General features: G+C 39.1%; 32 protein-coding genes and 1 tRNA gene. 11 read left to right on the top strand and 22 right to left on the bottom strand.

The genetic code is table 11. The features are described from left to right. Positions 1-81 precede the first annotated feature (81 nt). The 5 genes from EP1X_RS03815 to EP1X_RS03795 are packed head-to-tail and all read right to left on the bottom strand — an operon-like array spanning position 82 to position 3,060. Complete coding sequence (locus EP1X_RS03815) at positions 82-801, bottom strand: carbon-nitrogen hydrolase family protein (protein WP_055281879.1); 720 nt, start codon at positions 799-801, stop codon at positions 82-84. Next, the gene (locus tag EP1X_RS03810) at positions 798-1,487 is read right to left on the bottom strand and encodes a carotenoid biosynthesis protein (RefSeq protein WP_055281877.1); all 690 of its coding nucleotides are present in this window, start codon (positions 1,485-1,487) and stop codon (positions 798-800) included. Before EP1X_RS03810 ends, EP1X_RS03815 begins: the two co-directional genes overlap by 4 nt. 54 nt (positions 1,488-1,541) lie before the next feature. Further along, positions 1,542-1,913, bottom strand: coding sequence for a nucleoside 2-deoxyribosyltransferase (locus tag EP1X_RS03805; RefSeq protein WP_055281875.1), 372 nt, complete (start codon positions 1,911-1,913; stop codon positions 1,542-1,544). A 5-nt stretch (positions 1,914-1,918) separates the two neighbouring features. Then, the gene (locus EP1X_RS03800; protein ID WP_055281873.1) at positions 1,919-2,536 is read right to left on the bottom strand and encodes a bifunctional 2-polyprenyl-6-hydroxyphenol methylase/3-demethylubiquinol 3-O-methyltransferase UbiG; all 618 of its coding nucleotides are present in this window, start codon (positions 2,534-2,536) and stop codon (positions 1,919-1,921) included. 11 nt (positions 2,537-2,547) lie between these two features. Further along, complete coding sequence (locus tag EP1X_RS03795) at positions 2,548-3,060, bottom strand: hypothetical protein (RefSeq protein ID WP_055281871.1); 513 nt, start codon at positions 3,058-3,060, stop codon at positions 2,548-2,550. A gap of 21 nt (positions 3,061-3,081) precedes the next feature. Between EP1X_RS03795 and EP1X_RS10005 the strand changes: the two genes are divergently transcribed. Together EP1X_RS10005 and EP1X_RS03790 are read left to right on the top strand one after the other, a co-directional pair. Then, on the top strand, positions 3,082-3,366 hold the full coding sequence (locus EP1X_RS10005; protein WP_082391459.1) for a class I SAM-dependent methyltransferase: 285 nt from the start codon (positions 3,082-3,084) through the stop codon (positions 3,364-3,366). Between the two features lie 158 nt (positions 3,367-3,524). Next, positions 3,525-4,445, top strand: coding sequence for a GNAT family N-acetyltransferase (locus EP1X_RS03790; protein ID WP_055281869.1), 921 nt, complete (start codon positions 3,525-3,527; stop codon positions 4,443-4,445). Here EP1X_RS03790 and EP1X_RS03785 read toward each other — a convergent pair whose 3' ends face one another. Beyond that, positions 4,446-4,928: a nucleotidyltransferase domain-containing protein gene (locus tag EP1X_RS03785; RefSeq protein ID WP_055281868.1), complete on the bottom strand. Its 483-nt coding sequence runs from the start codon at positions 4,926-4,928 to the stop codon at positions 4,446-4,448. A 94-nt stretch (positions 4,929-5,022) separates the two neighbouring features. Here EP1X_RS03785 and EP1X_RS03780 point away from each other — a divergent pair, with 94 nt between their 5' ends. Continuing rightward, on the top strand, positions 5,023-5,841 hold the full coding sequence (locus EP1X_RS03780) for a GNAT family N-acetyltransferase (protein ID WP_055281866.1): 819 nt from the start codon (positions 5,023-5,025) through the stop codon (positions 5,839-5,841). A gap of 68 nt (positions 5,842-5,909) precedes the next feature. Here the strand turns inward: EP1X_RS03780 and EP1X_RS03775 are convergent, their stop codons facing one another. Continuing rightward, positions 5,910-6,503: a class I SAM-dependent methyltransferase gene (locus EP1X_RS03775; protein ID WP_055281864.1), complete on the bottom strand. Its 594-nt coding sequence runs from the start codon at positions 6,501-6,503 to the stop codon at positions 5,910-5,912. A gap of 52 nt (positions 6,504-6,555) precedes the next feature. On the opposite strand from EP1X_RS03775, the gene EP1X_RS03770 reads away from it, so the two are divergent. Beyond that, positions 6,556-7,743, top strand: coding sequence for an MFS transporter (locus tag EP1X_RS03770; protein ID WP_055281862.1), 1,188 nt, complete (start codon positions 6,556-6,558; stop codon positions 7,741-7,743). Positions 7,744-7,764: 21 nt separating this feature from the next. Here the strand turns inward: EP1X_RS03770 and EP1X_RS03765 are convergent, their stop codons facing one another. The 4 genes from EP1X_RS03765 to EP1X_RS03750 all read right to left on the bottom strand — a co-directional run bounded on the left by EP1X_RS03765 (position 7,765) and on the right by EP1X_RS03750 (position 10,287). Next, on the bottom strand, positions 7,765-8,487 hold the full coding sequence (locus EP1X_RS03765; RefSeq protein WP_055281860.1) for a GNAT family N-acetyltransferase: 723 nt from the start codon (positions 8,485-8,487) through the stop codon (positions 7,765-7,767). A gap of 142 nt (positions 8,488-8,629) precedes the next feature. Then, positions 8,630-8,920, bottom strand: a complete 291-nt coding sequence (locus EP1X_RS03760; RefSeq protein WP_055281858.1) for a hypothetical protein — start codon at positions 8,918-8,920, stop codon at positions 8,630-8,632. Further along, the gene (locus EP1X_RS03755; RefSeq protein WP_253276537.1) at positions 8,917-9,225 is read right to left on the bottom strand and encodes a helix-turn-helix domain-containing protein; all 309 of its coding nucleotides are present in this window, start codon (positions 9,223-9,225) and stop codon (positions 8,917-8,919) included. Before EP1X_RS03755 ends, EP1X_RS03760 begins: the two co-directional genes overlap by 4 nt. A gap of 369 nt (positions 9,226-9,594) precedes the next feature. After that, complete coding sequence (locus tag EP1X_RS03750; protein ID WP_055281854.1) at positions 9,595-10,287, bottom strand: DNA alkylation repair protein; 693 nt, start codon at positions 10,285-10,287, stop codon at positions 9,595-9,597. Positions 10,288-10,357: 70 nt separating this feature from the next. On the opposite strand from EP1X_RS03750, the gene EP1X_RS03745 reads away from it, so the two are divergent. After that, positions 10,358-11,521: an MFS transporter gene (locus EP1X_RS03745; RefSeq protein ID WP_055281852.1), complete on the top strand. Its 1,164-nt coding sequence runs from the start codon at positions 10,358-10,360 to the stop codon at positions 11,519-11,521. Here EP1X_RS03745 and EP1X_RS03740 read toward each other — a convergent pair. From EP1X_RS03740 to EP1X_RS03730, 3 genes are read right to left on the bottom strand one after another with little or no spacing between them, the layout of a single operon-like run. Beyond that, on the bottom strand, positions 11,502-11,972 hold the full coding sequence (locus EP1X_RS03740; RefSeq protein ID WP_055281850.1) for a hypothetical protein: 471 nt from the start codon (positions 11,970-11,972) through the stop codon (positions 11,502-11,504). The genes EP1X_RS03745 and EP1X_RS03740 overlap by 20 nt on opposite strands. A 45-nt stretch (positions 11,973-12,017) precedes the next feature. Then, the gene (locus EP1X_RS03735; protein ID WP_156300703.1) at positions 12,018-12,584 is read right to left on the bottom strand and encodes a nicotinamide-nucleotide adenylyltransferase; all 567 of its coding nucleotides are present in this window, start codon (positions 12,582-12,584) and stop codon (positions 12,018-12,020) included. Next, positions 12,581-13,357, bottom strand: coding sequence for an S-adenosyl-l-methionine hydroxide adenosyltransferase family protein (locus tag EP1X_RS03730; protein WP_055281847.1), 777 nt, complete (start codon positions 13,355-13,357; stop codon positions 12,581-12,583). Before EP1X_RS03730 ends, EP1X_RS03735 begins: the two co-directional genes overlap by 4 nt. A 55-nt stretch (positions 13,358-13,412) precedes the next feature. Here EP1X_RS03730 and EP1X_RS03725 point away from each other — a divergent pair, with 55 nt between their 5' ends. Genes EP1X_RS03725 through pgsA form a run of 3 tightly spaced genes read left to right on the top strand, consistent with a single transcriptional unit; the run spans position 13,413 to position 16,116 of the window. Next, positions 13,413-15,023, top strand: coding sequence for a transglutaminase-like domain-containing protein (locus EP1X_RS03725; RefSeq protein WP_055281845.1), 1,611 nt, complete (start codon positions 13,413-13,415; stop codon positions 15,021-15,023). After that, positions 15,020-15,562, top strand: a complete 543-nt coding sequence (locus EP1X_RS03720; protein WP_055281843.1) for a tRNA (cytidine(56)-2'-O)-methyltransferase — start codon at positions 15,020-15,022, stop codon at positions 15,560-15,562. The genes EP1X_RS03725 and EP1X_RS03720 overlap by 4 nt, the downstream gene beginning before the upstream one ends. Continuing rightward, positions 15,556-16,116 (top strand): archaetidylinositol phosphate synthase, encoded by a 561-nt coding sequence (gene pgsA / locus EP1X_RS03715; protein WP_055281841.1) that lies wholly within the window; start codon positions 15,556-15,558, stop codon positions 16,114-16,116. Before EP1X_RS03720 ends, pgsA begins: the two co-directional genes overlap by 7 nt. Positions 16,117-16,207: 91 nt before the next feature. On the opposite strand, the gene EP1X_RS03710 is transcribed toward pgsA, so the two are convergent. From EP1X_RS03710 to EP1X_RS03700, 3 genes are all read right to left on the bottom strand, one after another. Next, positions 16,208-16,927 carry a TIGR02253 family HAD-type hydrolase gene (locus EP1X_RS03710; protein WP_055281839.1) on the bottom strand — a complete coding sequence of 240 codons (720 nt, stop codon included), beginning with the start codon at positions 16,925-16,927 and terminating at the stop codon, positions 16,208-16,210. Between the two features lie 440 nt (positions 16,928-17,367). Continuing rightward, entirely contained in the window at positions 17,368-17,940 is a 573-nt protein-coding gene (locus EP1X_RS03705) for an ASCH domain-containing protein (protein WP_055281836.1), read from the bottom strand. A gap of 1 nt (position 17,941) precedes the next feature. Next, on the bottom strand, positions 17,942-18,283 hold the full coding sequence (locus tag EP1X_RS03700; RefSeq protein ID WP_055281834.1) for an ASCH domain-containing protein: 342 nt from the start codon (positions 18,281-18,283) through the stop codon (positions 17,942-17,944). A 98-nt stretch (positions 18,284-18,381) separates the two neighbouring features. On the opposite strand from EP1X_RS03700, the gene EP1X_RS09995 reads away from it, so the two are divergent. Both EP1X_RS09995 and EP1X_RS03695 read left to right on the top strand, forming a co-directional pair. Further along, on the top strand, positions 18,382-18,549 hold the full coding sequence (locus EP1X_RS09995; protein ID WP_082391457.1) for a class III signal peptide-containing protein: 168 nt from the start codon (positions 18,382-18,384) through the stop codon (positions 18,547-18,549). A 9-nt stretch (positions 18,550-18,558) separates the two neighbouring features. Further along, positions 18,559-19,686 carry an A24 family peptidase C-terminal domain-containing protein gene (locus EP1X_RS03695; protein ID WP_055281832.1) on the top strand — a complete coding sequence of 376 codons (1,128 nt, stop codon included), beginning with the start codon at positions 18,559-18,561 and terminating at the stop codon, positions 19,684-19,686. 115 nt (positions 19,687-19,801) lie between these two features. Here the strand turns inward: EP1X_RS03695 and EP1X_RS03690 are convergent, their stop codons facing one another. From EP1X_RS03690 to EP1X_RS03670, 5 genes are read right to left on the bottom strand one after another with little or no spacing between them, the layout of a single operon-like run. Next, positions 19,802-20,431 (bottom strand): HAD-IB family phosphatase, encoded by a 630-nt coding sequence (locus EP1X_RS03690; RefSeq protein ID WP_055281831.1) that lies wholly within the window; start codon positions 20,429-20,431, stop codon positions 19,802-19,804. Between the two features lies 1 nt (position 20,432). Continuing rightward, positions 20,433-21,098: a protein-L-isoaspartate(D-aspartate) O-methyltransferase gene (locus EP1X_RS03685; protein ID WP_055281829.1), complete on the bottom strand. Its 666-nt coding sequence runs from the start codon at positions 21,096-21,098 to the stop codon at positions 20,433-20,435. Between the two features lie 51 nt (positions 21,099-21,149). Beyond that, positions 21,150-21,755 (bottom strand): HVO_0476 family zinc finger protein, encoded by a 606-nt coding sequence (locus EP1X_RS03680; protein ID WP_055281827.1) that lies wholly within the window; start codon positions 21,753-21,755, stop codon positions 21,150-21,152. Between the two features lie 44 nt (positions 21,756-21,799). After that, complete coding sequence (locus EP1X_RS03675; RefSeq protein WP_172672592.1) at positions 21,800-22,729, bottom strand: MarR family transcriptional regulator; 930 nt, start codon at positions 22,727-22,729, stop codon at positions 21,800-21,802. Further along, positions 22,681-24,567 (bottom strand): phosphoadenosine phosphosulfate reductase family protein, encoded by a 1,887-nt coding sequence (locus tag EP1X_RS03670; protein ID WP_055281825.1) that lies wholly within the window; start codon positions 24,565-24,567, stop codon positions 22,681-22,683. The genes EP1X_RS03675 and EP1X_RS03670 overlap by 49 nt, the downstream gene beginning before the upstream one ends. A gap of 169 nt (positions 24,568-24,736) precedes the next feature. Here EP1X_RS03670 and EP1X_RS03665 point away from each other — a divergent pair. Beyond that, a tRNA-Lys gene (locus tag EP1X_RS03665) sits at positions 24,737-24,814 on the top strand. Position 24,815 lies beyond the last annotated feature (1 nt).

Genomic DNA, 24,815 nt, shown 5'->3' with positions numbered 1-24,815 from the left:
GACAATATAAAATTTTTCAAACTCAAACTAAAACATCACATGAACAAAACGTATTTGAAACTCAATGTACTTTTTTGCATACTATGTCTGAGCTATATTTCGTTCTAAACGATTGGACTTGAAGAAATACTCAAAAACTAGGATGTTATCTCCAGTACTCTGAGCTAAAAGATCTCCATTTTCATCAAAGATCCATGCACCGCCGAAACTGTCACAGTGGGAGTAGGAATTCACTATAAATGTCTTAACACCCAACAGTTTAACCCTTCCACTCATGCATTTGATTTCTTCTTCTAAATTAAAATCGCCCCATGGAGAACGATCCATTGGTATAAAAATATAGTCGGGTCTTTTGCGCTTAATCCATTTGGCTATACGCTTGTTGTAGAGATCACCACAGATAATTATGGCGAGCTTTCCAAACTCTGTCCAAGCAGTTTTTACTGTGTTGCCAGTGCAAAATTTCATAGGTTCTTGAAATTTGCGGTGCTTGAGAATTACCTCTCCTTCACGGTTTATTAAAAGGGCAGAGTTATAGATGCAGTTTTTGTAGGGTTCAAGGAGGCCGAAGATCACATAAACTGAGTTCTCCTTTGCAAGTTTGCTGACCCTATTGACGATTTCACCATAAAGCTTCGCTCCGCTAAAGTCCCACTCCTCAAAGCCTGTAAGGCAGTACTCGGGGAAAACTAGGATGTCAGGATTGTATTCCAAAGCTTCTTTAAATCTTTGTTTAAACTCCTGCCAGTTTGTTTCAAAGTCGTTGACTTTAACCCTCATCGGGATTAGAGCGACCCTCATGACTTCCACCTCCAGAAATATAGCGGGAGAAGCACAGCGACGGAGATCAAAAACGCAAGAGTTGTGGGAGTTTTCACACTTGCTGGGGCATAAATCATGAATGTGAACATCTCCAAAAGGTAAACTGGAGGGCCGAGCTTTAAAAGCTCCCTCTCAATTTTGGCCTTTGAAAGACGCTCATAGAGGTAGAAAAACGTTAGGGACACTATGAACCAACCCAGATAGTTTGTCCAAGGAATCCCAAACCAGTTTATTTTTGTCGTGGTCTCCCAGACCCAAGCCCTCCACGACGTCATGATGGGATCAATTGACAAGTCAAAAATAACCATTAAAACCGACGCAAAAGCTATCCTGCCAGTTTTGTGCTCAAAAAAATGGCGTGCTGTCAGATAGGACACGAAGCCAAAAATTGTCCATGCAAAGGGAACAAAAGGGGGTACACCAAACACCTGGGGCTTTAGGTTCTCGTAATAGTAGCACCCGAATGGCGTGCATATGTGAGTGCCGAGCACCTCCGCAAAAAATCCCACGAGGGCGGAGATTGCGAGGAACCTTAGAAAGTCCCTCCAGAGCCGTTGGGAAGCAACAATCATTGCAAGAAGATAAAAGAGGTTGTAAATAAGCGAGCGCTTAAAGATATTAGCAAGCAGGATAAAGGCTGAGATTACGTACAAATCACGCTTCATATCTTTAATTAAGCGGGATTAGGATATAAGTGTGACGGTCTTACTATTAGCTATTTAGCCCTTACTGATCTCTTCCATTTTATAGACTAACTCTTCTAGGCTTTTTGCCGTATCTGTAAGTGCTCCTGCAATCATCTTGTCCTCTTTATAACTTTCATCATTTATTAGGCCAATTATTGGCTTCCCAAGCCCATAAGCAAAGCCAACTTCAAATCCAAGGTCACGCCCATAATTGATTATGACAGCAACTACAACATCTGCTTTTTTAATACCCTCCACATTTGCCCTAAAGACAGTCTCTATATCGTTAGATTGTGGAGTATCTCTCTGAGGAAGATATACTTCAAACCCCTCCTCTTCAAAAACCTCAGCTATCCTCTTGTTAAGCTCCTTATTCTTTAGAGAAGATGATATGAAGACTCTCATACTTTTCACCTCCGGGCAGTGATTAAAAATGCTTCATAGAAATCCCCATGTGTCTTTGCCCTTCCAATGGCAATATCTTTAACGATTTCCAGCCCATTTTCTTGTGCGAATGCCTTAACTTTCTTTCTAAGTCCCTTAATATCAAAATCGCCGATTATTATTCTCCCTTCGTGTCTCAATATTTTGAGAGCTTTTTCTAAAAATGGCTCCGGTTCATAGTCATGAAGCGTGTAGAGAAAGACAACACAGTTAAATTCCTCATTAATTTCTATGCTCAGGAAATCACCGCATAAGAATTCTGCTTTCTCTGTGATTCTATTTCTCAAACGATTGCAGAAGTTGATTACTTCACAACTATTATCGATGCCCACAGCTTTTTTGACTTCACCTTTAAGTGCCATTCTGAACGTCAGAATTCCAAGACCACAGCCAACATCCAGAACTTTTCCACCAACCTCTTGAACTATTAAATCCATCAGTCTCTTTCTAACTTCAAGCTCGTCTCTGTGTTCCGGATATCTAATCAAGATGCTGCTAACAAGCCAATAAAGATCCTCTTCATCTCCACCCTTCTCATAAAAAACTTTGATGGCCTCATCGTGATATAGCTGGAGAAAGCTCATAGAACCACCTCTTACTTTTCACTTAACTCTTTCGAAACCTCAAGAAAATTCTCCACCAACTCGTTTGGAATCTCATTTGGGCTCTGATAATGTGAAAGCTCTTTGAAAAGTTTGTCAAACTTCCTCAATGCTCCAAGATTGCCTTGCAGATTTTCTCTAAGGCTTTCGGGATTATCACGCATACTATTCAGAGCATCGAATAAATTCACCATTGCAATATGTAGCTTCCAGTATTTTTCCTCTCCGCTGTGGGAATTTAAGATTTCAAAAACGTTATCTAAAACTAGTACGTGATGTTGGTACTTCTCAAGATAAAGCAGAAGAATATCATTAGAGATATTGTTCTGAAGTAAATGCTGAAAAGTTTCTCCCATGTGCTCAAGTTCCCACCTGTTCACTTCAAATTCATTGTATATCTGCACCAGCATTTTCTTCTTCTCTTCCCTGCATTGCCACCAGGAATATGTTGAAAAGGTTGAAACTAAGAGTAATGCAATGAAGAGAAAAGATAAGACCTTTTTCATATAACCACCAAATTTTAATTTATCAATAAAGATTTAAACTCTTTTGCTTTAGAAGAACTCGGCTTTAAGGTCATTGGAGTAGACATTAAAAAAGATGCAATCCAAAAAGCTAAGGAAATTACAAAGGAAAGAGGTTCAAAAGCCAAGTTTTATTTTATGGATGTCAAAAGACTGGAATTTGAGGATGACAGCTTTGATCTTGTGGCTTTACTCGGGTCTCCTTTGCCACACTCTAGCGTTTACGACTTTGACGAGATAATTAGAGAAGCTTCCAAAAGAGTGGCAAAAAATAATAAACCTTTATGATTTCGATATAAAAGCGTGTGGCGAGTTCTGTAACGCTGAACGGCCCAAGGATAATAGTTGTCACCCAAAAGTTTGAATTAATAGATGTGTAATATACCCAACTAGTAATACGTCTTTAAGCAGTCAAGCTAAAAAGAAAGAAATTGAGGTAGTGGCAAATGAAAGTTCAAGTCCTTGAGTTTGAAGAGAAGTTTGCAGAAGGTGTTGAGGAGCTTTATAATACATTAGGCTGGAAATTCAGCCCAAAACTTATTAATATTTGGAAGAGCCTGAGGAACTATTCAAAAGTCCTAGTAGCGTTGTCTGATGATAGAGTCGTTGGAAAGGTAACTCTCGATGTAGCCTTTCCGCCTTATGCGGAAATCGTCAATTTAATAGTGCATCCCGAATACCACGGAAAGGGGATTGGAACAAAGCTCATAGAGGAGTGCATCAAAATATCTGAAAGCAAAGGACACAATATTCAATTTTTAATGACAGAATACGATAATATCCCTGCTCTAAATCTTTACAGAAAGTTCAACTTTTATCCAGCGATACTCTCTAAAAGGAAGCAACTCTGGCTTTTTAGGTTTGGAAAGGGCAGTTTTGTCGAAAACTTTCTCAAAGCTCATTCTCTCTTTGAGTTCAAAGTTTCCAGAAAGAAGGTTAGCTTTCACGGTGAGAAATTCTATGAGATTTCTTTTGCTGATATTATGAGCAATGCGCGCTTGAAAGTTTACTTTAGGGGCCAGCCAGGGCAAGAAGGGACAATGCCAAGAATTGCAGGAATCTCTTTTATGGAAGGGAAAAAGACCTTTGATTTAGTTGCCTATGAGACTCCATTTGAGCTTGGAATCTTCAATTACGGAGAGGGGGTAAGCTTAAAGATAGAGCCTTTAAGCCCAAAAGGTTTGGAAGTTTTCATTGAGAAACAAATTTTAAAGCTCTCCAGGAACCAAAACGAAAGAGTGAAGATAGATTTTAAGAAAACTAGAGACTTTGATACCCCTCTCGACTATCTCTCATTCAGAACGATCGTTGCTTCATTTAGAATAAACGAAAAATTTGTGATTTCGATAGGGAAAGATTGTAGATAGTCAAACGTTGTCTCTTCTTCTCTTTTCTAGGAACTTCTTCAGCATCTTCGCTTTTTCAACTCTTCCCAGCTTGAGATAAGCTTGATACTCATATTCTAAATCCAAAACTGGAATCTTCATACCTTCGATCTGCACAAAGCGTTTGTATTTGTCTATGTCCACCGGCGGCTCCCACTCCTCATTAACTTTCTTTTGAATGTCCCCCATTATCTCGACCTTAACGCCTTCAATCATCAGCGCTCCAAAGTGCGAGCGGATTCTCTCACTTTCCTTGAATCTCACAGGCTCAACTACAAACTCAGGAAAGAAGCGCTCGATTTCATAAGCTCCTTCTTTGTCCGTCTGGATATCAATATCATGGGGCTCAATAGGAACTCCTTGGAGCGCAAAGCCAAGACTTCCGGTAACGACCCAGTTCACATTGCTATCCTTTAACCTCTCATACAGTTTGCGCAGGACTTGAAGGTGGATTTGGGGAATCATCTCAGCACCTCTAAGGTTTTATATAGCTTCACTTCATAAAAATCTTTGGAAGTTGCAGATTCTTAGTGTGCAATACTCCTGAGTGGTGAGCAATATGAGGCCAATAATAAGAGAAGCTAAACTTGGAGATAAACCCTTCATTGAGGAAATTGCAAAGTTGACCTGGGAAGGTGAAGACTACCTCGGAAGAGTTTTTGAGAACTGGCTGAGGGATGGAAACTTCTATGTTCTTGAGCTGGAAGGAAAAGTTATTGGAACAGCAAAGCTTACAATTTTACCTGATAAAGTCGGCTGGCTTGAAGGTCTTAGAGTTCACCCCAATTACCAAAAACGAGGCCTTGGAAGATTAATCCAAAACTTTATGCTTCATAAGGGGAAAGAACTAGCAGAAAAAGGTATTATTAATACACTGGAGTTCTCAACATACTTCCTCAATAAAGAGAGCATTGCAATGGCAAAGAAAGATGGGTTTAGGATTGTAGAGCGGTTTTACTATATTCAGAGAGCGCTTGGAGAGGGAGAAGAACCAACACTTTCAAGAATCAACTCTTTAGATGAGCTCGATTATGAAGAATATATCCCCTATGGCTGGAAGTTCTTACATAGATGTGAGGAAAGCCTTAAGTGGCTAAACAAAAAGGCAGAAGTTAGGGAATACAAAGGCTATAAATTCTTTTATGCTTTAATACATGAAAATGAACCTGCGTTCACACCCTTCAAGCTCTCAACTGAGACTATAAAAAACATTTTACCTGCAATGAGCTTTGAGGTCAGAAACATAGGCTACGACAGCATCGACATAATGCTCCCTGAAGAGAAGCAAGATTTAATTGAGCCTTTAAAGGAGCTCGGTTTTAAGAACTGGACAGGTTTTAAGGAGCCGGATGTCTTGGTGTTTAGGAAGGAACTGTAGTGACTTCGTCCTGCTGAATCCAAAGGTGTTTGTGAACAGAGAGCCCATAATGGAGGATGGTCTCATTATCATCGAGTAGTTCTTTTCACCTCAACAACCCACACATACCTAGTTACCTGCTCAAATGTAAACACAAGCTCCCCTCTCTCACATACCTTCCGCAAATGCTCTATGGTCGCGAAGTACTCATCCTCAATCTCCTCAGTTATACCGTCCTCCTCACCGATACGTCGCTTTTCCTTCTCGGACTTAAACATAACATCAGCTATAATAAGCCTCCCATCAGGTTTTAGAACCCGGAACATCTCCTTTATTGCTTTCTCCTTTTCTTCGTCGGGCACGTGGTGAAACGCGTAGGTCGTTATCACAGTATTCGCAATTCCATCGGGCAGAGGGATGTTCAAAAAGTGGCCGTTTACAGGTTCGAAGCCCCATTTCTCCTTGAAAACTTTCCTCATTTCTCCTGAGGGTTCAACACCGATGTACTGCTCACACTTAATAAATCTTAGAATGTTTCCCGTACCACAGCCGATATCAACTACAACTCCTTTTGCTTTCTCTGCGACGAGTTTAAGAACTTTCTCGTAATTCCTGTGTATCCAGTCTTTCCTAGCCACATCCTCGTCGTAGGTTTCAGCCCATCTGTCAAAGTCCCACTTCATAGTATGAGGGTACGTTCATAAATTTTTAAAACCTTCTTCCCCATGATAATTCATGAAGCAGAGACTTTACGCCCTTTTACTTTTCACGACTGTGCTTAGAGTCATTGGGGATGCAATTGAAAGCATAGCTCTGCCGTGGCACCTCCTCAACGAGACCACTTCACTCCTTAGCGTGGCGGGCTATTCTTTAGCCTCCATGCTTCCTTGGGTCATAGCACCACCTTTAATGGGCCGCTTTCTTGATAAGACTGAGAAAAAAGTTAGGCTCGCTTTTCTTGCATTGCTTATTCAGTCTTTCTTTGCTCTGACAATAATAAAGTTTGCTTCAAATATTTGGGCATTTTACGTTTTAATTTCACTAATCTCGGCTCTTGATGTTCTTCATAGATACTTCGGCTTTACGCTTATAGCTTCCATGACTCTTGAAGAGTCTGAGCTTCAAAAGCTCAACGCAAAAGTACAAACCGTCGGAGAGGTAACTTCTCTTGTTGTGTTTCCCGTTGTGGGTTATCTTGCTTACCTTTTTGGGATTAAGCTCATGCTTTTGGATGCGGTTTTTCTCTTAATTGGAGCTCTACTTCTCATTCCATACATCAACATCGCAGTGAGACGAGAAGAGACAATTGGAGAGAGAAGTGAATTGGTTCAATCCAGAATTTCTAACATAACCGTTTTTGTCGGAATTGCGTTAGTTCTGCTCTTCAACTTTGCAATAGCCCCAGCGAGGATTTTTGTCTTCAGTGCTCTCAAAAATTTGACCACAGGGGAGATTGTTTATGGTCTGCTCAACTCAGTTGGCACCTTAGGAAGTTTAGCTGGTGCTGCTGGAATAGCTATCTTTGCCCACAAGCGTAAAATTGGAATCTCAAAACCCCTTATCATTGGAATGCTGCTTGAAAGCCTGGCGGTTCTGCTTTTGGGCTTGCCTTCGTTAGTTCTGCTCTTTGCCGGAATTTTGCTCTTGAACTTTGGTAGACAGCTTCTAAATATTTCCTTTGACAGTCTGTTTCAGAGGGTAATCCCGCTTGAAAAGCTCGGCACTTACAGAGGAATTTTTGATGCATTGGCTACCCTTATCATACCTTTATCACAGCTGACTTTTGCATGGCTGATTGAGCATGACGTTGGTGTTTCAATGCTGGCTGTTGGAGTGTTTGGATTTGGTGTTTTGAGCACAGTGGGCTTTTTCATTTTGGTGCATAGCATCAAAAAGATGGGTTTCACAAAAGAGGAAGTGTGAACAGGCCACTAAAAGAACGGCTTAAGTGAAAACCTTTTCCATCCACTCAACTTCACCGATTTTCTTAAAACCTTCTTCCTCTAAAATCTCCCAGTCTTTCATCCAAACCTGAAGGAACATTCTTTTTCTGATTTTTCCAGCAAGACACTCAGCAACTTTCACAATTTTTCTGTTGAGTCTCTTCCCATAGATAACAACATTTATGCAACTCTCCTCATCAATCAGAAGTATTGTAAAGTCCCTAAGTCTAAATCGAGGAGATCTTTTATAGAGGTTCCAAAGGAACAGACCAGAAGTATAAACGGCTGAAAGGTTCGGAAACTTTGGCGGATTATCATAATAGGGGCTTACTTTTATGTCACAGTCTTCAACATCTTTTATACTCTTCACCTGCCAATTTCTAACTTCAAATCCATTTTTCATATAAAATCGCATAGCATTCTCATCTTCTGGAATGACACTTAACCCTCTTAGACCCCGCTCCTTTGCCCACTCTTTGGCAAATGCCAAAAGCTTTGAACCTATTCCTCCGCCTCTACATTCTTCTCGCACCCAAAGAACGTGAATGTGGGCTTTCCCATTGAACGGTAAAAGCTCAATCTCTCCCTTATCCTCGTAAAGAAATATATCTCCACCAGAGTCCCTAACGACTTTTAGGTAAACTTCAAAGTTTTCCCATGGAGGTTCTCCATCGTGTATTTCTTCTAAAATATTTCTGTCCTCAATTTTTGCTCTTCTTATCATTAAAAAAGACTAAATTCGAAGCCTTAAAAATACTTTGTTAGCAAGAGAAAATGAACTCCAATCCCTTGTTCTGAGGAATAAAAGCTTCGAGTAATTGGAAATCAGACCAATAAATTGAAAGTAAACAAAAACTCGCCAAGAATTACTCTTCCAAAAACCTCTCTATCTTTTTAACTTTCTCTTCTACGCTGTTAATCTTTTTCTCAATTTCCTCAAGCTTTAAAGTTAGTGATGAAATCTCTTTAGACAGCTTTAGCTCCTCGGTATCATGTAGTGAATAACCCACAGCGAAAGATATTCCACCTGCCATGAAAACCAGGAACAGCGCTATTCCTAGGTTTGTGTATGTCACTCCGCCTTTCAGGATTATGACGGTTGAGATAACCACTGCAGTTATCCAACTTGCTAAAATCACAACGTCTCGGGTTCTCATTCCACCACCTCCTTCAAGATCTCAGGTGAGAGATGGAGGTCAAAAGGTACAAGCTCATAAAATCTCAGAGCTTTTCCCCTCTCCTCATCAAGTATAACCTTGCTCTTGACGATTCCTGCTGCCTCGAGCTTTTTGAGGTGAACCTTTGCAAGAGCTCTGTTTATTTCAAGAGCATTAGCTATCTCATTTAAGTACATGGGTCTATCTTCCCTGGCAAGGAGGCTAACTATCCTCAGCCGCAATGGGTGTCCTAATGCATCAAGTTTCTTGGCGAGTCTTTCAATATCTTGAGTCACTGTTATCACTTAATAACATGTAATCAAATTATTACTTAAATTTTTTGGTGATTGACTAAGTAGGAATATCCACCGTTAAAATTCTAAGAGCATAACTATCACCTAGGGACCCATAATGTCTTTATCCTAGCAATATGTAAACCAAAAGAACACCAAATTGTCAATTCTGATTATTTTTGAGCACTAATTAGTTCTACTTTGACCATGCTACTATCAATTGGTGAGGACAATGTTTGAGTGTGAGTGTTGGAAGTTTTGGAAAAAAGTGAGTCGAGATGATCCGAGAATAGTAAAAGCATGGGCAATTAAAGACGCAATAGATTTTAGAACTAGGATTATTTGAAGCTTTTTTAATTTTTCAAAAACTTGTGAATCTTATTACATGCCTCTCTCTTTAGATAACAGCCTCTTCTGGATTTTTTCACTATTCAGTTCTCTGAGTGTTTCTGTAGCAATGTATTTCGCACTTTTGGTTTCCAATTTTTTAATTTCCTCAGCCAGCCCAATGGCCTTTTTGTTCAAATACAAGTTTCTTTTTCCAATTTGTCTCAACGCCCAGCTTACAGCTTTCTTGACATAGCTTCTCTCGTCTTTAGCTCCCTCGATGATATAAGGGAAGAACTTCTCAAATTTCTCATCATTTGCCTTTTTGTCGCTGATAGCTAACTTTGCCATCAATGCAAAGCCCGCTCTCCGCACAAATTCCTCTTCTCTCTGACTCCAGTCAACAGCCTTTTTATATGCGAACTTCGTTCTCCAGAAAAGGTTCATAACACATTGGTCGCACAAGTCCCAGTTATCAAAATCCTTGACCCAGCGCTCCATTAGGTCTTCATCAACTTTCTCGGGCTCAGCAATCATGGACGCTAAAATTCGCGCTTCATGAATGTTAGAATCCCACAATTTCAAGGCAAGCTCATGATTTTTACCTATTTTCTTCGCCAGCTCCCTCAGCTTTGGCTTAGGGACCCCTAAAATCTTGGATGAGGAAGTTATACCAAACCTTTTCATGCCTTCAACATTTCTCTTATCCCCTAGAGATCCCAAAATCTCCAATATATGTTCTATCATTATGATACCCGTCGTAGAATCTCCCTAAAAGTATTTAAATTTCACGATAAATTTCAAGAAGGTGCTTCTAATGAAATGGAGCGAGATCCCCAGAGATGCCAAAGCCTACATGCTTTATCACACCATCATAGCTCCACAGCTTATAGTATGGATTCTCCTTCCGCTCTACATGATGTACTCTGGCTACTCCGTCCTTGAGGTGGGAGCATTCTTCACAGCCGTCAATATCATCGCGATTCCGTTAACTTATCTTCTTGGAAGGGCCTTTAACAAATGGGATATAAAGAAAGGACTCATGGTAATTGACGCTCTTGATGGGATAGCCTATGTCCTCTATGGCTTTGCTAAAGGAACCATAGCACCTATTATGCTCTTTGCGGGAAGGACAGTAGAGAAGCTTTCCACAGTGCTTTATCCCCTTTATCGAGCTTATGAACAGATAATTTATCCTGAGGACAAGTATAAGGAGATATTCGCCTGGCACTTGCGCCTACCTGAAATAAGCAGGCTTATAACGTTTCCAATCCTAGGATACATCTTCGGTTATGTCTGGAATACTGCCGACCATTATAGGCTTGCCTTCCTTTTCTTCGGCCTACTCTCAATTCCCACAATAGCCTACATCTGGTTCTTTCTTCCTTCGGTTAGAAAAGAGGAAAGAATAACCCCCGAAGAGTTCACGTTCAAAGTAAGTGAGTTCAAGCTCCTGTTAATCTTTGAAACACTACTAGCCCTTGCATGGGCACTTGCTCCAGAGATAGTTTTAATTAACTACGTTGTCTTTGTGCTACATAAGACCATCTTCGAGGTAACACTAATAGCCTTCGCAACAAGTTTGGCCTCAATCATCGCCACTTATGTTAGCGAGAAGATCCCAAAAGAGAAGGGATTCCAAGTTATTGGTTTTGGGATGTTCCTTAGTGCAGTTTATGCTCTTGTCATGGCGCTCTCGCCACCCTTCTGGTTAGCATTGCTGGTTTATGCCATTGGGGACTTTGGGGATATTCTTTGGTTCCCCTTTTATCGCTCCTGGATGTTCAAACTCATTCCCAAGGAAAGAGCTAGTGAGTTCCATGCGGCGATTACAAGCTACCGCAGACTGATTGGGCTTTTTACGCCCTTTATTGCTGGAGCACTGGCATCTTTACACGCGACCTTACCTTACGCAGCGAGTCTCGTGCTTTTCATAATAACTGGATTGATATTCATCAGACTCAGCAGGCCCAAGGCTTAATCATCAATACATACGCTATGAGAAACCAAGTACTAATAACTGGAATTAAGTCAAAAGGTTGTTTTTCATAATGCCTCCGCTGGAGGAGAAAGCTAAGGCCTGTGGAAAGTGCAAGAATATAAAGGATCATAACTTCGCTACCTCCTGAAAGTTTGGTGCAAATACTTGGAGGTAAAACAATAAGTCCAAAGAGAAGATGTGACTTTGCATGTTCTCTTAGAATCTCATAACGTTCGACCAAAAAGTAGCCGATAACAAGAGGAAGAACCAAAATTCCCAAAGCAAATATCCATGTGGGTGTTATGCAATAGAACTCAACACAAGGGTTCCTGCCAATTTTTCTTGTTACCATGTAGAGACTAACTATTTTCCAATTGCCAATACCGAGGTAAACCTCCACAATGAATATAAAAAGGGAATAGGGTATCATGAGAAGTTTCTTTTTATTCAAGATTCCCTCCCCTCAACACCACATGTTACCTCTAACGGGATTACCTCAAAACTCAGGTATCCTAATAGGTGCTTGAAGTTCTTTTTCATTCTTTTCTAAATCTGTAGCCAGCATTCTTATTCTCTCAACACCTTTTATCTCTTTAATATATTTCACAACACTTTTTGGCACTAGTTCCTCCCATGGCTCTCCTTCTATCATTCTTCTCCTTATTTCAGTGGCTGAAAGAATGTCTTTTCTAAATATTGGTTGAACCACAACCTTGTACCCTCTTTCTCTAAACAGCTGTGCCACGAGAGAATTTCCCGTAAAGACAACATCAAACTTTGGCACCATAGCCTCAACATATGGAGCCCAGATTGAATTGAAGTTTATATCCGGTAAAGCAACAAGAAAGTACTTTCCTCTCGGGATGTTCTTTTCGTCCAGAGCCCTTATGAGCATTTCCATTCTTTCACTTGCTGTAAATGGATTCTTCAAAGTGTGGCTTACTTGGGCACTTCCGATACCAATTATAACCTCTTCTACTTGTTCAAAGACGTATTCCAACGCTTTGAGATGGCCATTATGGACAGGTTGAAATCTACCAACAAAAAGACCCCTCATTTTTATCCCTCCTTATATACCAGCTCTACTTCCACTTCATCCCCCACCCTCAATTCCAACAATTCAGCAGCTGAACCTTGATTTACAGCTATCTCCAGATAGTCATGACTTCCAGGAAGGGCCAAAAGTTCTCCTGGTTTGACCTTTCCATACGTTTCAAGATAAAGAATTTCTTTTCCTAAGATTTTTATATATTCTGGCTTTTCGTAATCCTCAAGGTTAAGGATAACATTCCCAAAATCATCTACATAAATTACTTTCAAGATCCAAAAATTATCCTTTTTCTTTGGTTCTATGTCAAGTTTGATTATTCTTTCAAGGTCAAGTTCCTTCCCAAGCCTAGAGGGCTCATATCCTAGATCAAGCAATGCTCCAGCTGGGCCAAAGACATCCCTTCCATGAAAAGTTGAGCTTATAGGTCTCCCAATAATCCCTTCTATCTTTTTGAGATTTATCTCATATGCTGCTTTTGGTTTTATCCACTTAAGAGGAAGAGTAGCAAGCCCGTTGTCTGGAAGGACTAAAAATTGATCCCCTTCCACTATTATGGCCCTTCTTTCTGTTCCAACACCTGGATCAATAACTCCTATGTGAATTGTGCTTGGTGGAAAATACTTTACAACCTGTTCCATCACAAAAGATCCCTCAAGAATACTATGTCTGGTTATTGAATGAGTGATATCAATTATCATTGCTTCGGGATTTATCGTTAAAATTGCCCCTTTCATTTCCCCAACATACGGACCTTTAATGCCAAAGTCTGTGGTTAGAGTTATCATTCTGACCACCTAAAAATTATTAAGGTTCATCCTTAAAAGAACTTTGGGGAGAAACATGAATTATCTAAAGCTCATCCCACTTACCATCATCTTTTTGGTAATCTTTTCCGGGTGTTTAGTTAAAGAACCAGCTAAAGTTGATATCACAGTGGACAAAAGCGTTGTGAAGGAGGGGGATGTTTTTCATTTAATTGTGAGGATTAACAATACTGGAAAGGTTGCAATAACTGGGGTAAACCTATACCTAAGCAATCCTGGGTTTAAAATCCTTCAAGCTCCAAATTTTAATACTCCTTTAAAGGTTGGAGAAAGTAGAGAGTTTATTTGGATAATAAAAGCTCCTGAAAATCCAAGTAGATATATCCTTAAAGCATCTGTTGAAGTAATCGACGAACTGCAAAGAACGTGGGGTGGATTCTATAAAGAATTTATCATGAACATAGTTGAAAAAGAGAGTGAGATACCACTATTAGGAATCTTAAATACTGCAATAGTTTCCCCCACAGAAGTTGAAGGAGGTAAGGAGTTTCAACTTGAAATACTATTTGAAAACCTTGGAAATGCTCCAGTGACGATCAAAGAAATAACCTTTGACCTTTTAGAAGGTATGGAAATCGTGAAAAGTTCCGATATCCCCGAGAATATACCCCCCGGAGAACAACTTAAAGCAATATACACACTCAAAACCCCCTACATGCCTAAAACAGGGTATATAACCATTTCAATAACGTATAATGAGGGCAATCAGGAAAAAAGAGAATTCAAAAATAGATTTCTAAAAATAGTTTGGACACCTTGGAAGTATGATAAAGAGACACTTAAACGTGCATACGGAGAAGAATATTACTGGATTGAACTCCAATATCTTGTTGACGGCTATTGGAAAGAAAAGTTTAATTCCTCCTCAGCTGTAGAGATGGAGGTTTTGAGAAACATTGCTTTACCTACTGTAGAAGGAGCTAAGTCAGAAATAGAGGCTGCTCAACGAGTATACAACCTAATAACAGTCAAATATTCCTTAGGAAACCAGACTACCTCACTAAACCCCAGTGTTATTCTTTCCAAGAAAGAAATAAGCCATGAAGAAGCCACACTACTATTTACAGGAACCTTAAGAGCCCTTAACATTCCCGCTAGGGTTGTTTCACTGTATAATGGAAGTGATTGCACAGAGAATCCAATCTCTGAGTTTTACTCTGGAGGAAAATGGTATGTTATTGACTTTAAAAGAGGATTCTTTGGGAGTAGAGAAGAGTATTTAGCAACTCCTTACTTTCCAAAAATCTATCAGATGCTAACTCAAGGACCTTATAACCTAGTGGCCCACGCTCCCGAAGAAATGAGGGGTCATGAGCATATAGATCTAACTCCAGAATATCTTGCTAATATTGAGAATGATTTAAGGGGAATAGTGGAGAATAAACTCTCGCCATTATTAAGACCAAGACTCCCAATGGTGCTTGTAGATATGAACAAAAACGAGCGTATATTCACACTTTTCCTCTTCGCCTCAGCCCCCGAAAAAGAATTAAATCTTATCTTTCAAAAAACCACCCCTAAGAATCTTGCTAAAAATATAGACGCACTTTATAAGTTTTATAAAGACAAACCATGGCCAGAAGACTTTAAAGAATATTGGGACATCCTGAAGGAGGTGTACAAATGATAGCAATTCTTAGACTTGGACACAGGCCAGAACGAGACAAACGGATAACAACTCACGTAGCCCTAACTGCAAGAGCTTTCGGAGCAGATAAGATAATAATAGCAGCGGAGAAAGACGAACATGTTTACGAGAGTGTTGTAGATGTTATAAAGAGATGGGGGGGTCCATTTGAAATTGAGTTTGACCCACACTGGAGACAACTTCTACGAGAATGGAAAGGAAAAATAGTCCACCTAACTATGTATGGAATCCATATAGATGATGCACTCCCAAGAATAAGGGAAAATTTGAAGAAAGGAGAAAACATGCTAATCGTGGTAGGAGCTGAGAAAGTTCCTAGAGAGGTTTATGAAATAGCTCATTATAACGTTGCCGTTGGAAATCAACCACACAGCGAAGTTGCAGCATTAGCAGTATTTTTAGACAGATTACTTGAAGGAAAAGGTCTAAGAAAGGACTTCAAAGATGCTAAAGTCAAGATAATCCCTCAAGAGAGAGGAAAAAGAGTAATCTCTCTGGAGGGAGATGAACAATGTTAAATAAATACCGCTCTAGCATTAAGACCTACTTAGAAATTATCGTAAAGCCATTAGCAAAACTCGGACTCACCCCAAACCAACTTACATTTATTGGACTTGTTATTTCCCTTTTGGGTGCTTACTTTTTTGCTCAGGGTTTCCAAAGAAACGCTGCTCTCATACTCCTATTTGGATCTCTTATAGACGCTTTAGATGGAACGTTGGCAAGATTGACAGGAAAAACCTCTCGTTTTGGTGCATTTTTGGATTCAACGTTTGATAGGCTAAGCGATGCTGCAGTTTTATTTGGAATTGGTTATGGAAACTTGGTCGAATGGGAGGTTATAGTCATTGCATTAATCGGATCTTACTTAGTAAGCTACGAGAGATGTAGAGCAGAATTAGCTGGAAGTGGTAACCTTGCTGTTGGAATAGCAGAACGGGCTGAGAGACTGCTTATACTAATCATCACGGCCTTATTTAATAGAGTAGATATAGGAGTTTACACAGTAGCAATTTTAGCTTGGATAACTGTCTTTCAACGGCTCTGGGAAGCCAAGAAAAGGTTAAGCTAAAGAGAAAACGGGATGATGAAAATTTCGCTAGCGGATTTGTGAAGATCCCTGCCGTTACTGACCCTATTTTTCTTTTTTCAAACCTTGTCCTTTAGGGCAGAGAGTCAGCGTTTAACTCCTCAATTATTACTAATATCTCCCTTAAATCACTGATTACAAACTCACATTCCTTCCATGCCTCTTTTCTTTCTCCTTTTTTATCAAGGAGAATACTCAGCATCTCAACTTGTCTGGCACCAACACAATCCTTTAATGGGTTGTCCCCTACATATATGGCCTCTTCACCTCTAATCCCAGCTTTTTTCAATGCAACTTCAAATATCCTGGGATGAGGCTTATAGAATCCAGCTTCCTCACTTGTAGTTATACCATCAAATAAATGAATGATCCCAAGGGATTCAAGCTGTGCTTTTAGATAATCATTATCAGAATCTGTGATAATACCAACATAATATCCCTCTCTCTTTAGCGTTTCAAGAGTTTCAACAACTTCATCATAAAGTTTTCCATACTTTTGGTGCATCCTTAAATGAATCTCCCAAAAATCAGGAGAAAATTCCAGACCATGTTTTTCTAGCAACGCTCTCAAAATTTCTTCTTCTATCATTCTGAGAGGTTTGTATGGCATCCCAGCATATTCTTTGAACTTCTCCCTTGTGCGTTCCTCATATTCCTCCCAAAACTTTAGAACATCTATATTTTCCGCTTTACTTTTATTAAGGACTTCCTTTATTATATTTTGATGAGTTATGTCTTCGTATTCCTTGCTGAGCAAAGTCCCAACGAAATCAAAAAATACTGCTCGTATCATGCTTATCACCGGTATAAGTTAGTTTTTTAGTTTAAAAATTCTCTAGTGCAGAAGATACCAAAGCTCTGTCCCACCTATCAAACAGATGTTGAAAAAATGACAGAATATCATCAACTCAATTATCAAATTCAGACATCTAAACAAAAAATACTAAAAAATATTTTTATAGAATCAAAAACTATTGAAAATATGACTTCATTGTGGAGGGATAGACATCAAGGCAATACTTCTCATCTGGGGTGTAAAAACTACCGTTTTAGAAAAATTACCGTTTAAAGGAAGTTTAACTTATGGGGAATATGACTTCATAGTACCTCTAGAATTTCATAGCGTAGCAGAGCTTGAGGATTTCAAGAAAAGTCTTTCTGAATTAATTGGAAGTAAAAATTTTAAGGTATATATTGTCAAATGTTTCAAGATTCAATCAAAATAATGAAAGATCATAATTTTGGAGCCATAAAACCTCTCTTTTTAAGCTCCTCATAAGCCTTTCGTAGAACCTCTCGGATTCTATATCTTTTATCAAGCCCACCAAGCTTATAGGCTGCTTTTCTGAGACTTCCCGAATGAAGAAACAATTTTAACAATGCAATTTCTTCAAATGTTAGGTTATCAAGATATCTTAGCGCGTTTTCTGCTATCTCTATTGGGTTGTTCCCCTCATAAGGATAGTCTGCAGAAAGAATAGGTGTCTCCAAGATCTTAACAAGTTCAAATTCTACAACAGTTACTTCTGTCTCAGGCGTTATATTTTTATAATGGGCCTTAAGGGCATGTATAAGCTCTTCCCGAGTTTTAAATCCATCAATCTTGGCATCTTCATCCGTCAACTCACAAACTTTTTTTCTTTCAACTCGTTTTATTTTAGCCTTTCCAATGACGTATCCTCCAGAATGGATAAGAACTTCATCTCCTGGAGCCAAGTTAATTTTCCGCCCTATTCTTATTGTGCTCCTCTTTTTCCCATTGAGAATAAGATCTTTATATTTACCATCAAATTTTAAATTTCTCACTTTACTCCCTCCTCGGACCAAGGAGACGGAATTTTATCGCAATCACTCCATAACGATTTTCTTTCCATTTTGGATACATATTGTGGAATCTTTTTAGGGCTTGTTCAAAGCTTGGTTTATCGGGAAAAATTTTTTCCAAAGGTTCTTCTCTCAAAACTTGCCTAAACGTTTCATATTTCTTAACAGAAACTACCTCTGCAGGAACTTCATTATTAAAAAGTATCTTATCTCTGGGTTTGATATTTTTAAGTTGAGGATAAGCCACCCTAACCTCTATCTTCTTTTCTCCGTTTTTTATCACTTCTAGATATTCATCTCTTACATAAAGTTTGTAAACTTTCATGGCACCTCGAATCTGATAGGAGAGAGCATTTAAAAAGGTTGCACAGAAAATGAAAAGCTTTAAATCATTTGATACCTAAATATATTAGGTGGAAAGAAATGTTAAGAAAAGCCCAGAGCGCGCTTGAGTATCTCTTCATACTAGCTGCAGTTCTCATACTCGTTATGGTCACAATAAGAGTCATCTTCAGTAGCGTTCGCGCCATAAATTCCTCAGTTACCGAATATGTTGACACTATCAAAGACAAAATTCTCGAAACATTGTGAGGTGGTTTAATGGAGCTTCTTTTAGTAGCTCTGGGGGTTATTATGGGAATTCTCACTTCTTATACAGACGCCAAAACTGGATTTATCGATGACAAACATGTTTTTCCGATTGCAGGATTTGGAATCATTTACTATCTGTATCAAGGGTTTTTGGTAAAGCATGATACCTTTTATGCACTCTCTGGCATAATAGGCCTGGGAAGTGGCTTTTTATTGGGTTATCTCCTATATCTTATGGGTGGATGGGCAAGCGGAGATGTTGTAATCTTAATGGGATATTCCGCCCTTTTTCCGTATGCATCACAATATGCAAAAATTGTCCCTCCTTACTCTATAGCTTATCCTCTCCACGCAGTAACTCTCTTGTTGAATAGTATTTTAGCTATATTCCCGTTCATCCTTGTGTATTCGCTGGCAATGCTTGTAAAGGACAAAAAGACTTCTCAACTGAAAAAAATCTTTGTTGAGAAATGGTCTAGGTCATTTGAGTTCGCTCTTTGGGTTTCGGGGGCATTTGTTATACTTAGACTAACTCAAAATTTCACAATCCTCAAAAACTCACTTTTTAGCCTTTTGATATGGGGAGCAACGATATTAGTACTGGCAAAACTTGAAAAAATTGGCGATCTTATCGGAGCTGGCCTTTTAATCTATGAGGTAGTGTTTAATACCCCAGAAGTTATTTATACCTACTTAAGGATCACCTTAATGTTCTATTTATTTAAAATATTCTTCTCTCTTATAAGTATTCTTCGAATCGAAGTATTAACAAAGAAAGTTACTGTAGATGAACTCAAGGAATGGGACATTCTTGGAGAGTGGATATATGAAAAAAACGGAGAAATCCACAGGGATAGGGAAAGTTCCTTTGATAAAATCTTCAGGGCTTTAAAAACCATGAACATGAAGGCCCTGAAAATAGAATATAACAAATTAATTGCTTCTCCTACTGCTGAGGGACTCACCAAGGAGGATATCGAAACTTTAAGGAGACTTGTAGAAGAAGGAAAACTTGAAAACGAGTTTTTAATCAGAAAAGCAATGCCATTTGCACCTGCTCTCTTTCTGGGATTCTTAATTTCAATCTTCTATGGCGATCTGTTTTGGTTGTTATTGCTGAAAACCAATGGTTTGTGAAGCATTAAAATTTTTAAGTCATATCTAAGTACTGTTATTCAAGATACTTTATCTATTTGCAAAGGGATGATGAGCTTTTGCTTTGCTGAAAATGATGAACACGCCCTTCTCTGACCTACTTTCTCTCCTGTAAGAGCTTTTTAATGATATTTTTTACTTCATAAAGGTCTTTTGCCAAATAATCTCCTTCAACACCTTCATGTGGATTTATAGCTATGCTGACATCAGCAACTTTAAACATAGCTATGTCATTATGGCCGTCTCCCACAGCTATTGTAAGATCAGGTTTAAGCTTTTCTTTGAGTTCAAGCAGAATATCACCTTTATTCCTAAAATCTACCCAAGGAAGCACATCTCCCGTAACTTTCCCTTCATCATCAAAGACAAGTTCATTAGCATAAACAAAGTCTGCTTTAAGTTCTCTCCCAATTCTCTCTGCCAGGCATTTAAGACCTCCACTGATTATAGCTATTTTGAACCCATTTTCCTTCAAAAACTTAAACAACTCTTCAACTCCATCAAAATACTCTACAGAATTGGCCCATTCCATAATTTCTTCTCTTGTTCGACCTTTCCACAGGGAAGCATCTAACTTTGCCCATGTGGCATAGTCAAATTCTCCCTTAAAAAACCGCTCTGCATATTCTGCACCCTTATCCCATGTGCCAAACCTCTTATGAAGCTCAACCCAACTGGACTTCGATTTTACTAATGTCCCTTCAAGATCGAAGGCTACCAAATACATCCTATCCCCTCCATCCGTACTCACCCACTAATGGAACAAATGCCACTCCACCATGGTTTTTTACCTTTACTTTATTATCCTCATTTATCTTTATGACTTCAAGGAGCTCCTGCCACAAATGATACCCTCCAACCGGAATTAAAAGCTTCCCTCCAACTTTAAGTTGTTCTATCAGTGGCTCGGGGACTTTAGGAGCCCCTGCAGTTACTATGATCCTATCATATGGTGCTTTTGGTGGAAATCCCTTAGTACCATCTCCCAGTATCACGTGAACTTTATTTTTATATCCCGCCTGCTCAAGATTCCTATTCGCAAACTCCACAAGTTCAGGAATTCTTTCGATAGTATAAACTTCCTTTTTAACAAGCTCATAAATCAAGGCAGCATTCCATCCACTCCCAGCCCCAACTTCAAGAACATTCATCCCCTCATCAAGCTCTGCTAGCTCTAACATTATAGCCACCATATGGGGAGCACTAATAGTTTGGCCAGCAGGTATTGGAAGGGGTTCATCCACATGGGCATACTCCTTATAACGGTCAGATACGAATTTATACCTTGGAACCCGAAGAAATGCTCTCTTAACTCTTGTATCTTTAATAAGCCTCCCTCTTTCAAGATTTTCAACAAGTCTCATCCATTTTCTGTAAAGGTCGTCCTCATTCATAACACTCACTAAAGAAAAATTTGTAGAAAAGAATTTTAAGTTTGTGGAAAATCATTCTCTTCCATACCCTTTATAAATCTTCAAGCTTCTACTTGCTTTACCCCTTATTGGCCGTCCCATTATTCTAACAATCTCATCTGCCTTTGCCTTCCCATATCTAAGCATTTTGCCTTCAATCTTTATCTTCTCTATCCTAAAAGTCTGTCCACCAACTTCAAGCACTTCTCCTACTGCAAATTCATCTTCCCTATTGACCTTAACTTTAAATGACTGTGTAATGCCTTTAGGGAAGTATATCGAGACTCCAATAACCTTAGGATAAGTCAAACTCTCTCCCCATAGTACCTTTACTTCTTTTATTTCTGCTTTTTCAACTCTCTTGTTATCTTCAAGCTCAATACCCGTTATTCTGATCTCGTCATCATCAAGCTCTACTATATCTCCAATTCTTATTTCTTCATCAGCCGGCAATTCCGCAGTTCTCTTAAAGCTTCTTTCATGTTTGCTCACTATTACAGGCACTTTGATTGTCTTACTTAGCGTTATTTGCCATACATAAGAACACTCAACACATCTGAGGGTTAATTCCCTTCCTCGCTCTTTAATTACTTCAACTTCCTCACTTCCACACTCAGGACAAATAAAATACTCTTCCATTTTCCCACCTCGTTCCTTAAGGGTGTAACTCACTTTATAAAGGTTCACATTTCTTTTAGTTTAACAAGATAAGTTCTTCCTTCCTTAATTCTTTCTATCAGTCCTTTTTTCTCCATATCTTTCAACAAAAGACTGACTTTTGCCTTTGAGAAGCCCAGTCTCTTAACAAGCTCACTCTGATACATCGGGCCCTCTCTGAGAATCCCAATAACCTTTTCTTCATCTGATCTTAGATCAACTGTACTCTTTTCCCTTCCTTTGTAGAGAATTCCTGCAAGAAAACCTCCAACAAACGCTATTAAGACAGGAACTACAAAGTAGAGCATTGGGAATTCATTACTTACCTCCCCGGAAAAGCCAGTGATAAAATAAAATTCCTCCCCTGCCCGAACTTCCTGTTTTTTCCACTCTAATACTAATGCATTTCCACTACTCTCAACTTTGTCAGGAGATGGGACAATAGGAGAAAGAATTGCATATCCCTTAGGAATATACAGTCTTGCATAAAAGTATCCTACAGGTTGATTGAATTTCACATAATATGAAAACTGTTTTTTACCATTGATCGTCTGAAGCATTCCTTCTGAATAAAAGCTTATTCGTATTTTTAACTGGTCGCCAGGGGAAACTTCTGGAAACTCAATATAAATTGCATTTATGTCTCCTATGATTTTAGACACACTAACGTTTGCTATTTGAGTTTTTCCATTTATCTCAATTATAGCCTCAGGATTTTCAATTGAATACTCTGAATAAAATGTATATCTAGAAAGAGGAGCGTTTGGAGAGATGACGACTTCTATTGTCTCCTTAACCTTTAATTCATCCACTATATCAAAGTAAAGAAGATAACTATTTATTGTGTATTCATACTCAGATTGTGAAGTCACAAATTTCGAAAATAGGAAGATGAACAAAATCAATATTAAAGCTGACTTCCTTCTTGTGGGTTTTTTATTTTTAATAATGGACATACCTCCATACACTCCCGACAGTGAATGCATCTTTCCCCATCGACTTCTATCTTTCTTGTATATGTATTTATGCTTAAAGCATTTTCTGGACATTTTCCAACACATACACCACAGCCAACACATTCATAAGCCCTCTTTATTAGGTAGTACGCTTGTAGGGCTTCATTTTCACTCTTTGTCGTAACCTCCCTCTCTGTAAAAACTATTTCATCAACTCTTATGAGGCCTTTTTCTTCAGTCACCTCTCCAAGTATTGGCGCAACTTCCTTTATCCTACCAAGGAGAATCTTAGTGTTAATTTTAAGAATAACTGTCTCATTTTCCCGTTCCATGCTATATCTTATTGGCTCCCAGCTCCTTTTTTCAGGAATCTTAACTCCAAGTTCTCTTGCAACAGCTTTTTGTCCCTTAGTAAGTTCTTTCCATCTCCAGAACCCATGTGTTATCCATTCTTCTGGCATTCCAAAGCGTTCTTTCCATTTTTTCAATTCTTTTTCCCACTTTTCCCAGAGTTCCCATTTTTCTTCTTTTAAAGTCTGAAATTCGGCCAAAGATGAACTTGGGCACATGAAGCAACCAATTCTATCCAGTCTGTTTTCATACAGTGGATTGTATTCTAAGTTACGTGAGAATATGTAAAGCCAGACCTCAAGAGCATTCCAGTGAAATATAGGGGATGCTCCAATTTCATTTGGTACCCATGGATTTCTCCAGACTCGAGGTTGTTTATAACGCTGTATACTCTCGTATTTCCTCTGCCCTACAAACATCAATACTCCATTAGGGTAATATCTTTTTATTGTAAGGGTTATTGGACCTAGTTTTGTGACCTTACAACACCACCGATAATCCCTTCCAGGGGGCGAAAAAACACTCATGGCAGACCAAAAAGCATCCTTTGCATCTGCAACGATAAACTTTATTTTCTTTCCTTCTAACTTTCTCTTTATCTTTTCTATATACTCAATAGTTTCAGGGAATTCTATCCCCGTATTATTGAAGAAAATAGCGAAGTCTTCACCAAATTCTTCAAGCATGAGACCTAGGACTGCCAAGCTGTCCTTACCGCCACTAAAAGCGACTGCTATTGGCCTATTTATATTCCCAACAGTCTTTCGCATAAATCGCCTGGCCTCATTGACTTTGTTTTCCAAGGCAGATTTGTTGGCCACTATCACATCTTCCATTTTCGCCCTTTTACCTTCTCTATAGTTAACGATCTTTTGATGTCTTGTTTTTATTCCCGTACCTCTTTCTTCCTTATCGATCAGCTTTTCATAAGCTTTTTTTGCAATTCCCGTTGCGATTACCTCCCCATCCTCACTAACTACAATCACGTCATCTCCAATCTTGATACTGCTCTCTGCTTCAATAACTCCTACTGGAAGAACATTTGCACCTCTTTTTATTGGATTCTTCGCACCCTTATCCACGATAACCCATTTTTTCATTTTCTTTCCAAAATGTTTCCAGAGAGCTATTGCTCCTTCAACTTTAAGTCCGGGTTTCCACTTAAGCTCCAATGGATCAAATCTAAGCCACCCAAAAATATATCCATCAAAAATTATCTCATACACATCATCTTCTCCCGGAGTTTTGTTAAGAAGGAGTATTTTTCCATCAATTATCTCACCTATATTCACACCATAATGCTGCTTAAACTCTCGTTTAATAAACTCTATATCTTTTTTAAAAGCAAATCTAACATCTGCCGGTGGTGTAAGATCTAACCTGAACCCTCTACCATGAATGTCACACTTCTCACTTATTAGTGGGACATTACACTCTTCACACCAATGAAGGTGAGCCTTACCCAAGAAGACTGGACCTTTTCTCATTCTTAACCCTCCCTTGGAAAAAGAAGGAGCATGGTTTATAACTTCTATGGTTTTAATATATGTAGGATTCCAGAACATGCGTATAGATGTTTTATCTAAGAATCCTCTCTTGATTTACTAAAAATTGACCAAAAACTTTATAAGAGCATCACAATCTCTAACTTATCGAGGGCCGGTAGCTCAGCCTGGTTAGAGCGCCGGGCTTTTAACCCGGCGGTCGCGGGTTCGAATCCCGTCCGGCCCGCCAC

Source organism: Thermococcus sp. EP1, assembly GCF_001317345.1.
In the GTDB taxonomy this organism is placed as follows: domain Archaea; phylum Methanobacteriota_B; class Thermococci; order Thermococcales; family Thermococcaceae; genus Thermococcus_A.
The sequence above is the reverse complement of the archived record's forward strand: the minus strand, read 5'-3'. Positions and strand labels throughout refer to the sequence as shown.

What these genes read in the sequence shown, in the direction of transcription:
- EP1X_RS03815 (WP_055281879.1), bottom strand. Translation starts at nt 801, where the DNA reads ATGAGGGTCGCTCTAATCCCGATGAGGGTTAAAGTCAACGACTTTGAA.
- EP1X_RS03810 (WP_055281877.1), bottom strand. Translation starts at nt 1,487, where the DNA reads ATGAAGCGTGATTTGTACGTAATCTCAGCCTTTATCCTGCTTGCTAAT.
- EP1X_RS03805 (WP_055281875.1), bottom strand. Translation starts at nt 1,913, where the DNA reads ATGAGAGTCTTCATATCATCTTCTCTAAAGAATAAGGAGCTTAACAAG.
- EP1X_RS03800 (WP_055281873.1), bottom strand. Translation starts at nt 2,536, where the DNA reads ATGAGCTTTCTCCAGCTATATCACGATGAGGCCATCAAAGTTTTTTAT.
- EP1X_RS03795 (WP_055281871.1), bottom strand. Translation starts at nt 3,060, where the DNA reads ATGAAAAAGGTCTTATCTTTTCTCTTCATTGCATTACTCTTAGTTTCA.
- EP1X_RS03790 (WP_055281869.1), top strand. Translation starts at nt 3,525, where the DNA reads ATGAAAGTTCAAGTCCTTGAGTTTGAAGAGAAGTTTGCAGAAGGTGTT.
- EP1X_RS03785 (WP_055281868.1), bottom strand. Translation starts at nt 4,928, where the DNA reads ATGATTCCCCAAATCCACCTTCAAGTCCTGCGCAAACTGTATGAGAGG.
- EP1X_RS03780 (WP_055281866.1), top strand. Translation starts at nt 5,023, where the DNA reads ATGAGGCCAATAATAAGAGAAGCTAAACTTGGAGATAAACCCTTCATT.
- EP1X_RS03775 (WP_055281864.1), bottom strand. Translation starts at nt 6,503, where the DNA reads ATGAAGTGGGACTTTGACAGATGGGCTGAAACCTACGACGAGGATGTG.
- EP1X_RS03770 (WP_055281862.1), top strand. Translation starts at nt 6,556, where the DNA reads ATGAAGCAGAGACTTTACGCCCTTTTACTTTTCACGACTGTGCTTAGA.
- EP1X_RS03765 (WP_055281860.1), bottom strand. Translation starts at nt 8,487, where the DNA reads ATGATAAGAAGAGCAAAAATTGAGGACAGAAATATTTTAGAAGAAATA.
- EP1X_RS03760 (WP_055281858.1), bottom strand. Translation starts at nt 8,920, where the DNA reads ATGAGAACCCGAGACGTTGTGATTTTAGCAAGTTGGATAACTGCAGTG.
- EP1X_RS03750 (WP_055281854.1), bottom strand. Translation starts at nt 10,287, where the DNA reads ATGATAGAACATATATTGGAGATTTTGGGATCTCTAGGGGATAAGAGA.
- EP1X_RS03745 (WP_055281852.1), top strand. Translation starts at nt 10,358, where the DNA reads ATGAAATGGAGCGAGATCCCCAGAGATGCCAAAGCCTACATGCTTTAT.
- EP1X_RS03730 (WP_055281847.1), bottom strand. Translation starts at nt 13,357, where the DNA reads ATGATAACTCTAACCACAGACTTTGGCATTAAAGGTCCGTATGTTGGG.
- EP1X_RS03725 (WP_055281845.1), top strand. Translation starts at nt 13,413, where the DNA reads ATGAATTATCTAAAGCTCATCCCACTTACCATCATCTTTTTGGTAATC.
- EP1X_RS03720 (WP_055281843.1), top strand. Translation starts at nt 15,020, where the DNA reads ATGATAGCAATTCTTAGACTTGGACACAGGCCAGAACGAGACAAACGG.
- pgsA (WP_055281841.1), top strand. Translation starts at nt 15,556, where the DNA reads ATGTTAAATAAATACCGCTCTAGCATTAAGACCTACTTAGAAATTATC.
- EP1X_RS03710 (WP_055281839.1), bottom strand. Translation starts at nt 16,927, where the DNA reads ATGATACGAGCAGTATTTTTTGATTTCGTTGGGACTTTGCTCAGCAAG.
- EP1X_RS03700 (WP_055281834.1), bottom strand. Translation starts at nt 18,283, where the DNA reads ATGAAAGTTTACAAACTTTATGTAAGAGATGAATATCTAGAAGTGATA.
- EP1X_RS09995 (WP_082391457.1), top strand. Translation starts at nt 18,382, where the DNA reads ATGTTAAGAAAAGCCCAGAGCGCGCTTGAGTATCTCTTCATACTAGCT.
- EP1X_RS03695 (WP_055281832.1), top strand. Translation starts at nt 18,559, where the DNA reads ATGGAGCTTCTTTTAGTAGCTCTGGGGGTTATTATGGGAATTCTCACT.
- EP1X_RS03690 (WP_055281831.1), bottom strand. Translation starts at nt 20,431, where the DNA reads ATGTATTTGGTAGCCTTCGATCTTGAAGGGACATTAGTAAAATCGAAG.
- EP1X_RS03685 (WP_055281829.1), bottom strand. Translation starts at nt 21,098, where the DNA reads ATGAATGAGGACGACCTTTACAGAAAATGGATGAGACTTGTTGAAAAT.
- EP1X_RS03680 (WP_055281827.1), bottom strand. Translation starts at nt 21,755, where the DNA reads ATGGAAGAGTATTTTATTTGTCCTGAGTGTGGAAGTGAGGAAGTTGAA.
- EP1X_RS03675 (WP_172672592.1), bottom strand. Translation starts at nt 22,729, where the DNA reads ATGTCCATTATTAAAAATAAAAAACCCACAAGAAGGAAGTCAGCTTTA.
- EP1X_RS03670 (WP_055281825.1), bottom strand. Translation starts at nt 24,567, where the DNA reads ATGAGAAAAGGTCCAGTCTTCTTGGGTAAGGCTCACCTTCATTGGTGT.